General features: G+C 47.5%; 9 protein-coding genes. 1 reads left to right on the top strand and 8 read right to left on the bottom strand.

From position 1 onward, the window contains the following. Positions 1-261: 261 nt before the first annotated feature. The 3 genes from QUB10_RS33145 to QUB10_RS33155 are packed head-to-tail and all read right to left on the bottom strand — an operon-like array spanning position 262 to position 2052. Positions 262-1452, bottom strand: a complete 1191-nt coding sequence (locus QUB10_RS33145) for a transposase (protein WP_333207349.1) — start codon at positions 1450-1452, stop codon at positions 262-264. A 55-nt stretch (positions 1453-1507) separates the two neighbouring features. Further along, entirely contained in the window at positions 1508-1912 is a 405-nt protein-coding gene (locus QUB10_RS33150) for a peroxiredoxin (RefSeq protein WP_333207350.1), read from the bottom strand. Then, on the bottom strand, positions 1909-2052 hold the full coding sequence (locus QUB10_RS33155) for a hypothetical protein (protein WP_333207351.1): 144 nt from the start codon (positions 2050-2052) through the stop codon (positions 1909-1911). Before QUB10_RS33155 ends, QUB10_RS33150 begins: the two co-directional genes overlap by 4 nt. Before the next feature lie 621 nt (positions 2053-2673). On the opposite strand from QUB10_RS33155, the gene QUB10_RS33160 reads away from it, so the two are divergent. Continuing rightward, complete coding sequence (locus tag QUB10_RS33160; RefSeq protein ID WP_190738786.1) at positions 2674-2865, top strand: hypothetical protein; 192 nt, start codon at positions 2674-2676, stop codon at positions 2863-2865. 112 nt (positions 2866-2977) lie between these two features. On the opposite strand, the gene argH is transcribed toward QUB10_RS33160, so the two are convergent. The 5 genes from argH to nusB form a co-directional block, all read right to left on the bottom strand. Further along, a complete protein-coding gene (gene argH / locus QUB10_RS33165) occupies positions 2978-4363 on the bottom strand; it encodes an argininosuccinate lyase (RefSeq protein WP_333207352.1) in 1386 nt (461 codons plus the stop codon). Between the two features lie 288 nt (positions 4364-4651). Next, complete coding sequence (locus tag QUB10_RS33170; protein ID WP_333207353.1) at positions 4652-4891, bottom strand: hypothetical protein; 240 nt, start codon at positions 4889-4891, stop codon at positions 4652-4654. Continuing rightward, positions 4881-6368 carry a PP2C family protein-serine/threonine phosphatase gene (locus tag QUB10_RS33175; protein WP_333207354.1) on the bottom strand — a complete coding sequence of 496 codons (1488 nt, stop codon included), beginning with the start codon at positions 6366-6368 and terminating at the stop codon, positions 4881-4883. Before QUB10_RS33175 ends, QUB10_RS33170 begins: the two co-directional genes overlap by 11 nt. 345 nt (positions 6369-6713) lie before the next feature. Further along, on the bottom strand, positions 6714-8471 hold the full coding sequence (gene ftsY, locus QUB10_RS33180) for a signal recognition particle-docking protein FtsY (RefSeq protein WP_333207355.1): 1758 nt from the start codon (positions 8469-8471) through the stop codon (positions 6714-6716). A 248-nt stretch (positions 8472-8719) separates the two neighbouring features. Then, the gene (gene nusB, locus QUB10_RS33185) at positions 8720-9352 is read right to left on the bottom strand and encodes a transcription antitermination factor NusB (RefSeq protein WP_333058376.1); all 633 of its coding nucleotides are present in this window, start codon (positions 9350-9352) and stop codon (positions 8720-8722) included. Between the last annotated feature and the right edge of the window lie 385 nt (positions 9353-9737).

Below are 9737 nucleotides of genomic sequence, written 5' to 3' on the forward strand. Positions count from 1 at the left end.
TAACTGCGAAGTTATAGTGCTTGGGGCTGGCACGCACCCCAAGGTATGAACTTTAACGCTCCCTAATAACGAAAGCCTGGACTTACTGAGCTATTTCGGGATTTATCCAGAAATGTCGAGGATTTTAGTAAGTCCGCTGCGTGAGATTCTGGTTTGACTTTGCGGTAAACCTTTTCAATCCTACCATCAGGGTCGATCGCGAAAGTCGATCGAGTAATTCCCTTGACACTCCCGGGCCTGAAGGCGTGGGGATTCTTTGATCTACGAGCCAGTTTGCTGAGGCAGGATTTCTCCAACAACAGTAGAGACTAATTCTCCCAAAGAGTTGATTGGTTCAAGACCAAAGGTTCCGGTATGCCCTACCGTACCCAATCCTCGACTAAGGATATTTTTAGCTGCGTTTTCGTCACGATCCAAGACACAACCACATTTACAAGCATGGGTTCTTGTAGATAGCGTTTTCTTCACGATTTCACCGCAGCTAGAGCATTCTTGACTGGTGTATTGGGGATTCACCGCAACCGTGATTTTTTCACACACTTTTCCAAAGTATTCAAGCCAAACACGAAATTGATACCAAGATGCGTCATTAATGGACTTAGCCAGACAATGATTCTTCACCATGTTTTTGATTCTCAAATCTTCGTAGACGACTACATCGTTTGATGAGATTACGCACCTTGCTAATTTCACAGCATGGTCTTTACGTTGTCTACTTATTTTGAGATGGCGCTTGCCTAGAATCTGCCGAGCTTTGGCCCTATTTCTTGAACCTTTAACTTTCCTGGATACGCGACGCCCAGAGCGTTTGAGGACTTTCTCACCTTTGATCAGAAACCTCGGGTTTTCAACCGTAGTTCCGTTTGAATCGGTGTAATATTCCTTCAATCCCACGTCTAATCCGATCGTAGTACCAGAGGGTTCTGTGTTTTCTTTTCTATCGACATCCACACAGAATTGGACGTACACGCCATCAGCACGTTTGACCAATCTCACCCTTTTTATTTGGCTAATTTGGTAAAAATGTAGATCGCGTGTGCCTTTTAGTTTTAATCGTCCAATTCCTTTTTTGTCGGTAAAGTTGATTGATTTGAGATCGTCAGCAAGTTTCCAGCCACTGGTTTTGTATTCCACCGAGCGGCAATCTCTTTGAAATTGTGGATACCCTTTTTTACCAGGAATATTTTTCTTGCAGTTATCGTAAAATCGGGAAATAGAAGACCATGCCCGTTCTGCGCTAGCTTGTCTTGCCATTGAGTTGAGTTCGTCGGCAAAGGGAAAATCGCGAGCTAGTACGGCGCAGTATTTATTTAAGTCGTTTTTGCCCACTTTATTGTTGTCCATCCAATAACGCAAACAGCTATTGCGGACAAACTTAGCAGTACGAATTGCTTCGCCTACTGCTTTGAACTGATTCGATTTTCCGTATGCCTTGAACTCAAAAACTAACATGACTTCACCTCTCATCTTATACTACAAGCCCCCGCATAAAATGTTCGGCGAGTTGTTAAAACTTTACAATTAAAGCCGGCCACTGAAGAAGGGGTTTTAAACCCAAATCTTTGATAAATTCTTTTCCCATAAATTTTTTGAGTCCGTAACAGCCGTAGGCGGTAGCAACTTCGGCGTTTGAGTCGCACAGCAAGGGAAAAGGCAGTTGATATTTAGCTGCAAACTTGGCGTGGGCCCCCGCCCCGTCTGTACTGACGCCGAGGACTGCTATATTGCGCGACTGGTAGTCTAAGTAAATGTCGCGAAAGCCGCAAGCTTCTTTAGTACAGCCTGGGGTGTTGTCCCTAGGGTAAAAATACAGTACAACTCGCTGCCCTCGAAAATCTGCAAGGCTGACGACATTGCCTTGCGCGTCGGGCAGGCTGAAGAGAGGAGCTACGTCACCGGGATAAATTGTCATTCGTCGTATTTTGTCAAGAGTGTATAGAAATCTTCTGGAAGATTGACAACATTGCGTCCCGATCGCACCCAGATTCCCAGTGACTTGAATCCCGGTGTTCTTTTTTCTGGGTCTTGTACCGGGTGTGCTATGATCGTCATCGGTCTAAAATTGAGTATAACTAGCCAACGTAAAAACTTAACTGCATTAGTTGAGTGCGTAGTCTCACCTAACGGTGTTGCGGTTTAGCTAGGCAGACAGGAATCCCCACACTATACCGATCAAAGGTTAGTGTGGGATAAAAGGCGCGTCAAACTCCTGATTCCACCCGTTCATAATCTCAAAAGCATAGCTTTGAGCCGTGGAGAGGTGGACAACGAGACGAACCAATTCCTTTTTATAATATCAGTGGGGCTGGACGTGTTCCTCACTTTAAAACGCCGTAGAGGGAAACGATGGGAGTACCTTGAAGGAAGTTCTCGATCTCCTTAACAGGACTCAGAAGCCTAAACCATATCGCTTGCGATTGTTGTGGCAGCGTCACGAAAGCTAAATTTGAAGAAAACCTAGCTACAGAAAGAGAACCGATCGAGTACGGTAGGACATACCGGAATTTACGCTTGGGGAGAAGACACCTATATTTTGGCTGGAGAAATCCTGTTACAAGCAAGTGACTTCGCTGAACCAAGAATCTCAGTCACCAAGAGTGCACAGAGTGTCAAACTTAAGAATCCCTGGGCGTGAAAGCCCGGGGACTGTCAATGTTTATTAGTGAGGTCAGAATGGCTAAGCGCCGCAATCTCAAGAAAGAGAAGGCACAACGAAATCAAGCATACGCTCGCAAGTTTCGTAAGCGGAGAAATCAAGATATGTTCTCCAACAAGAGAAGACGATTTGACGGCGGTAACGGCGGTGGCATGGGCGCCATGAGCGGTGGCGGCAGAGACAAAGACATGGCTGCTGCTGAAGATTAATTGAGTCAGGCTATCTGCCGAACTTAGAACCAGAGTGGAAAACACGCTCGTTCTAAGGAGAGATAGCCAGCCGGAATTTGTCCAATAATTCAACGATGTTTAGGCGAGATGTTTAGGCGATTCGATCGCGCGCAGCGATAAGTGATTTTCTCACTTGTTCAAACCCGGTACCCCCGTAACTATTGCGAGCCGCCACCACTTGCTGAGGTGCGATCGCGCTGTAAATGTCTGTCTCAAAGGCTGGGTGCAAGTCTTTCCACTCCTCAAGTGTCAAATCTTTGAGGAGTTTGCCCCCCGAAAGGCAAGTTTTGACGACTTTGCCGACAAGGTTGTAAGCTTCCCGGAAGGGAACGCCTTTGGCGGCCAAGTAGTCGGCTACGTCTGTAGCATTAGAAAAGTCTTCCGTAACAGCAGCAGCGAGGCGATCGCCATTAAACTCGATGCCTTCGCGCAACAAAATGGTCATTGCTTCCAAGCAACCCTGTACCGTTCTTACGGTATCAAACAAAGCCTCTTTATCTTCTTGCAAATCTTTGTTGTAGGCCAAAGGAAGTCCCTTCACTACTACCAACAAAGCTTGTAAGTTACCGAACACCCGCCCCGCTTTGCCCCGCACCAACTCCGGCACGTCGGGATTTTTTTTCTGGGGCATGATGCTAGAACCAGTAGCGCAGCTATCTTTGAGCGTAATAAATCCAAATTCGTGAGAAGACCACAAAATCATTTCTTCTGACAAGCGGCTCAGGTGTACCAGAATCAAGCTGGCGGCAGCGAGAAATTCGATCGCAAAATCTCGATCGCTCACTCCATCTAAGCTATTAGCATAAACCTTGTCAAAATGCAAGAGTTCGGCAGTATAATGTCGGTCGATCGGGAAAGTCGTCCCCGCCAGCGCGCCACAACCCAAAGGCGAAACATTCACCCGCTTGCAGATATCGCCGAGACGTTCCCAATCGCGATCGGTCATTTCAAAATAAGCTAACAGGTAATGAGCCAAACTGATCGGCTGAGCGCGCTGCAAATGAGTGTAACCGGGAATTAAAGTTTCCACGTTACGATCGGCAAGATCGAGCAAAACCCCTTGAAATTCCCGCAATTGCTCGCGAATTTCGGCAATGCGATCGCGCAAATACAAACGAGTATCAGTGCCGGCTTGATCGTTGCGCGATCGGGCAGTGTGCAACTTTTTCCCCGCATCTCCCACGATATCCGTCAGCCGCTTCTCTACAGCGAAGTGAACGTCTTCGGCATCAACTCCCGGAACAAAAAGTCCTTGGCGGTATTCGCGGCGAATCTGTTCCAAACCATTGACTAACTGTTCGCCTTCTGCTGCGGAAATAATCCCCGTTTTGGCCAGCATTTTAGCGTGAGCGACAGAACCAGTCAAGTCATACTCAATCAATTCAATATCGAAGCCAATACTAGCATTAAATCGGGCGATCGCCGGGTGCAGCGCCGATTCAAATCTTTGACTCCAAGTTTTTTGTTGTGTTGTCATTGCTCAAGCTAAAACTAGATTATATCTCTCTTGCAGAAGTCTATAAAAACCGATTTGTAGCAAAGACTTTAGTCCTTCCTCCGGTTTTTATTCTGGACTGTAGTCCTCACTCCCAAATTCGGTAAGAAAAAACTCACGTCCCGACTACAAAGTTTTTATACATCTTTTGACCCAAAAAAACTGAAGTCTTGACTACAAAATTGTGAAACTTTTGCTGCATCAGAAAGAAGTGAAGTTTGGGCTACAAAGCTTTTAAATCCGTTCCAGATACCTTCTTCGACAAAAACTCTAACGAAAAATCCCTTTCAAGAACCAGCCCACAAAAATACCTATAATAAAAGCTCCTATTTGACCAGTCGAAACAAAATTGTTCCAAGCTTTCTGGAAATTCGTAAAAATTTCGTAACTTTGAGCCAAAATCACCGTCGCACTCAAATGAGATTTCAAAACTAACAAGTGAGCGACATCGTTCCAAGTAATCGAACTGGTTAATCCAGCAGTAATTTCCGGGATTAAATTAACTATCATGGTGATTTTCTCCTGCTAAAGGTGTTACCCTCAGTACAACCAGTGTCATGTCATCTTCGTTACGATTGCCGATGCCGATAAACTGGTGTACGCGATCGAACAAATAATCCAAAATTTCTTCAGACTGCTGATAATTTTGACAGGCCCACTGAAAAGCCGAGGTCAAGTTATCCTCATCAAACCGATCGCCCCTTTGATTAGCAGCATCGGTAAATCCGTCTGTGTAGTAAATAATCGTATCTCCTGGCTGCAATTGCACGCTTGCTTCTTGGTAGTGCGAATCCGCATCCAGGCCAATTAACATTCCCTCCAAAGTATCAAGCTGAAGAATCGAATTAGTTGCAGCTTGCCACAGCAAAGGCGGGTGGTGAGCAGCATTGCTGTAAGCCAAAACGCGAGTTTTCGGATCATACTCCGAATAAAACAGAGTCACAAAACGGTGGGAATTTTCCAAATCCGCGTGCATAACCCGGTTTAAATGTTGCAAAATTCTCGACGGCGAGTGGCGGTTCAAAACCTCCGCCCGCAGCATACCCCGTGTCATCGTCATCAACAGGCCAGCCGGTACTCCTTTGCCCATCACGTCGCCGATCACAATGCTCCAGCGGCCCTTGTCGATTTTGGACTTGAGATTTTTAATTAGGGATGGGGGGTGTTCTCCCTCATTCTCCTTGCCGATCGGGTCATAGTCAGCGGGAATAAAATCATAATAATCTCCGCCGACTCTGCTAGCAGTTTGGCAGCGGGCGGCCACGTCAAGGCCGGGAATTTTCGGACAACTGCGGGGTTGCAGCCGCAATTGAATTTCCGCCCCGATTTCTAACTCTCTGTCTAAGCGGTCTTTTTCCGCCAACTTAACAGTAAGTTCGTCTTTGCAAATAGCCACTGCGGTTTGATCCGCCACCAACCGAACTAATTTCTGTCTGCTGGGAGTCCAGAGATATTGCGGATCACTGCTAAAAACATAAAGCCGTCCGCGTTCCAAATTGTTGACTAAAATTGGCGCCCCAAACAAATGAACATCCGGGCCCAAATAACGACCGACTTGCAGGTCTAGACTAGAAGTTTGCCCAGAGGTTTCCGAAAACGTTCCAGCAGTAGCGCCCGCACCTGCTGTAGCTTGCCTGGTGGCTATTTCCAGGGCTTTTCGCATATCTTGGCACTGCCGTCCTTCCTGACAATGCAACTGCTGGAACCTGACTTGACCGTTGGGTTTGAACAGCACTAGAGCTCCCCCGTCGGCGTCCGTAACGCGAGTCGCAACCAAAGGAACCAACTCCAAAAATTGGTTGAGATTGTTAAAACTTCGCAGGGCAAATCCCAGCGAACCCAACATATCTTGAACGTTGTGCTGATATCGGTGCAAACGCGCCACCAGTTCTTTGAGGGCAAATACTGGCGTCGCGTCGGTGGAATTGCGACCCGAAGGGCGGTCAGCAGGTTGAGGTGAGGGGCGAGGCAAAGGCACAGCAGTCATTCGATTTTAGATTTTAGATTTTAGATTTTGGATTGATTCGACGGATAAATTCGGGGGACGCAAGGATTTTAGATTTTAGATTTTGGATTGATTCGACGGATAAATCACGTGGCGGGTACCACATGAAGAAATTCACAGGTCATTTTAGATTTGTGATTTTCGATCTTAGAAAGAGGATATTTGATTGAGGAGTTACACGCCAGTGAACCCAAACCCGGTTTTTTTTCTGTTTAGTAGAGGAGTGCGATGCTAGTTTGAGGTTAAGGATTGGAGATTTTGAAGCTCTCTACCCGTCCCGATTTTTGGAGGCGGATAGAGATACTTCATCCATCTAAAATCTAAAATCTAAAATCTAAAATCGAGTAGGGCTTCCACAAATTCGTAACTAGAAAACGGGCGCAAGTCTTCGATGCTTTCCCCAACTCCAATAAAGCGGATGGGCAGACCAAGCTGCTGCACTACTGCTAGGGCAACACCACCTTTAGCAGAACCGTCGAGTTTTGTCAATACTACTCCACTTAATTTGGCCGATTCTGCGAACACTTCTGCCTGTCGCAAACCATTTTGACCCAGTGTGGCATCCAAAACCAGTAGAGATTCTACGGTAGCGCCGGGGGCTTTCTTATCTACAATGCGACGGATTTTACTTAATTCGTCCATCAGATTTTTTTTGTTTTGCAGGCGGCCTGCGGTGTCTACGATCAGCAGTTCTGTGCCGCGGGCGGTGGCGGCGGCGATCGCATCAAACACGACAGCAGCCGGATCGGTATTTTTCCCTGGGTTGGCAATAATTTCGACCCCACTGCGGGAACCCCAAACTTTCACCTGTTCGACGGCGGCGGCGCGGAAAGTGTCGGCGGCGGCAATGAGGGTTTTGTAGCCGGATTTTTGGGCAATATGGGCCAGTTTGCCGATCGTCGTAGTTTTGCCCGCACCGTTGACTCCTACGATTAACCAGATGTTAAAAGTCTCTTTTTCCGGGGCAAATGTCAGGCTGTAGGCGGGATTACCGGCGGCGGTTTCGGCACAGGGAGCGTCCAGAATGTCGCGCAGGATGGTTTTCAGGTAGGCTAGAGCCTGTTCTGGGGGCAGCACTTCTTGTGTGAGTCTTTCTTGGAGGCGACTGATAATGATGTCGGTGGCTGCGACTCCGACATCGGCTTGTAGCAGCAAAGTCTCAATTTCGGCTACTGCGTCTTGATTGAGTGGCCCTTGACCGACGATCGCCTTTAGTCGATTAATTAAGCTGCGGCGAGTTCTTTCTAAGCCTTTCCGCAGTTTTTGCAGCCAAGTGATTTCTTCAACTGATACTTGGTCTGGGCGGCGGCCTTGACTGGCTAAGATTTCTGAAGACCACAGGAAGCCTTCGTCAAAGGCGAAACCGGGAATTTCTTCGATAATTGCGGCTCTCTCGGCGGCGGCTGCAATTACGTCTGGTTCTTCAATGGCGGTTTCTTTGAGGCGTTCGATGCGCTCCATGCGATCGGCCTGAGCTCTGGCCCAAAACGGCAGGGCTTCGGCTGCTTCGCCGTCGGATGCGAGTGATTCGGTTTCTACAACCTCAGTTGCAGGTTCGGCAATTTCTATATTTTCTGCTGTAACTTCTAATTGTTGAGCTATAGGTGCAATGTCGATCGCCCCGGCTGTTGGTTGCAGAGTTTCTGGAATTTCTGCGGGTTCTGTTGCATCGAGTTCTATCGCCTCGGTTGCTTCAACTGTTGCTGGTGCTGCAACTTCTGGAACTTCTGCAACAGTTGGTGCTGTGGGTGCTGGTTCAAGTTCGATCGGCTCCGTTGCTTCAATAGTCGCGGGTTCTGCAACTTCTGCCACTGTCGCGATTTCTGCTTGGGCTGCTGGAACTTCAGCCGCTGCTGTCTCGGAAACTTCTGTTTCGGGTTTTTGCTGTTTTTGAATATTTTTGTAAGCAGCTTTTGCCCAATTGAGATAATCTTCGGCTACAGCAGGAGAACCTTGCTCTGTTGCATCTGTTTGAGGCTCAACCGGTGCGGATTTTGCCGACTCATCTTGCGGCTGTTCGGGGGTTGCTTCTGTTTCAGAAGATTTATTTTCGCTGTACTGGCGACGAAACCAATTAAAAACCATAAAAGTAAATGGGGAATAGAGAAGAGTTATTAGTCCAGTCCTGGACGCCTTAAGGCCAGAGAAACCGGGTTTTTTATCTTACTGTGGACTATAACGAAGGATTTTCGTAAAAAACCCGGTTTCTGACTACCCGTGCGTCCAGGACTATAGTCATTAGTCATCAGTTCTTAGTGTAGAGCGGATTGCCGATCGCAGATTGCCGATCGCTATTGACCAATGACTGATGACTAATGACTGCTGACTATCGACTACTGACTAACAACTTCTGCATTGATTTTATCGACTACTCGGCGGAGGACTCCGTTGATGAAGCGATGTCCATCGTCACCGCTGTAGCGTTTTGCCAGTTGGACTGCTTCGTTGACGCTGACTTGTTCGGGTAAGCCGAGATATAGCATTTCGGCGATGGCGATTCTCATGATATCTCGATCGATCCGGGCCAACCGTTCTATTTGCCAGTCTACTAGCGCTTCCGAGAGCAATTCATCAATTTGAACACGGTTGGCGCTGACTTTCGTCAGGATTTGCAAAGCGTAGGTGCGGACATCTTGCTGGTTGGCTAGCTGGATCAGTTCTGGAAACTCCATTGCTGAACCGAGACGGTTGATTGCGGTTTGGGTGAGTTCGACTGCTTCCCGCACCATTGCTCTAGCACTTTGTATATCGGCGGCGCGGATTTCGCTGGCAAGCAGTTTGTCGCTACTCCGCTGCACTTCGGATGCTGCTGCTTCTAGGGATTCTTGAACTTCTGTTGTCAGGGTGCGGATGGCGGCGAGGAGAACATCTTGCAGTTTCTTGGCTTCTAAGAGTTCTGGATTCGTCGGCAGTTGGCTGATGCCGAGGAGTGCGAGTTCGCGTGCTGTTTCGCGGGCTTTTTTCATAATTTTTAGATAGGAATTGAGAATTTAGGAAGTTTTTCGATCGCGCGCGGACTTGAACTTTAGCAGAAAACTCGACTAAAAGCTCTACCAGACCGACAGTCTGACTCGCCAGCGGCGGGTAGTTTACAGATACTTCGCTGTCAAACCCAAGATTTATCCTTGAAACCGGGTTTCTGAGTTTAGGCTTTCTCGGTTTGGGCTGGTTTTGTCGAAATATTATCTGCTATGGGGAAAGTTTACACGGCCTTACGGGCGACTAAGGAATGAGAATTAAATAACTTCCACTCTTGAAAGTGGGATGGGCGTCCCGCCCGTCCGAAAAAGACGGGCGGGACGCCCCTCCCACCATAACAAATAAAATTGTAATTTATTTAATTAGCGATCC

This window comes from Microcoleus sp. B5-D4, assembly GCF_036705145.1.
Lineage (GTDB): Bacteria > Cyanobacteriota > Cyanobacteriia > Cyanobacteriales > Microcoleaceae > Microcoleus.

Coding starts and splice junctions, on each gene's coding strand:
- QUB10_RS33145 (WP_333207349.1), bottom strand. CDS start 1,452: ATGTTAGTTTTTGAGTTCAAGGCATACGGAAAATCGAATCAGTTCAAA.
- QUB10_RS33150 (WP_333207350.1), bottom strand. CDS start 1,912: ATGACAATTTATCCCGGTGACGTAGCTCCTCTCTTCAGCCTGCCCGAC.
- QUB10_RS33155 (WP_333207351.1), bottom strand. CDS start 2,052: ATGACGATCATAGCACACCCGGTACAAGACCCAGAAAAAAGAACACCG.
- QUB10_RS33160 (WP_190738786.1), top strand. CDS start 2,674: ATGGCTAAGCGCCGCAATCTCAAGAAAGAGAAGGCACAACGAAATCAA.
- argH (WP_333207352.1), bottom strand. CDS start 4,363: ATGACAACACAACAAAAAACTTGGAGTCAAAGATTTGAATCGGCGCTG.
- QUB10_RS33170 (WP_333207353.1), bottom strand. CDS start 4,891: ATGATAGTTAATTTAATCCCGGAAATTACTGCTGGATTAACCAGTTCG.
- QUB10_RS33175 (WP_333207354.1), bottom strand. CDS start 6,368: ATGACTGCTGTGCCTTTGCCTCGCCCCTCACCTCAACCTGCTGACCGC.
- ftsY (WP_333207355.1), bottom strand. CDS start 8,471: ATGGTTTTTAATTGGTTTCGTCGCCAGTACAGCGAAAATAAATCTTCT.
- nusB (WP_333058376.1), bottom strand. CDS start 9,352: ATGAAAAAAGCCCGCGAAACAGCACGCGAACTCGCACTCCTCGGCATC.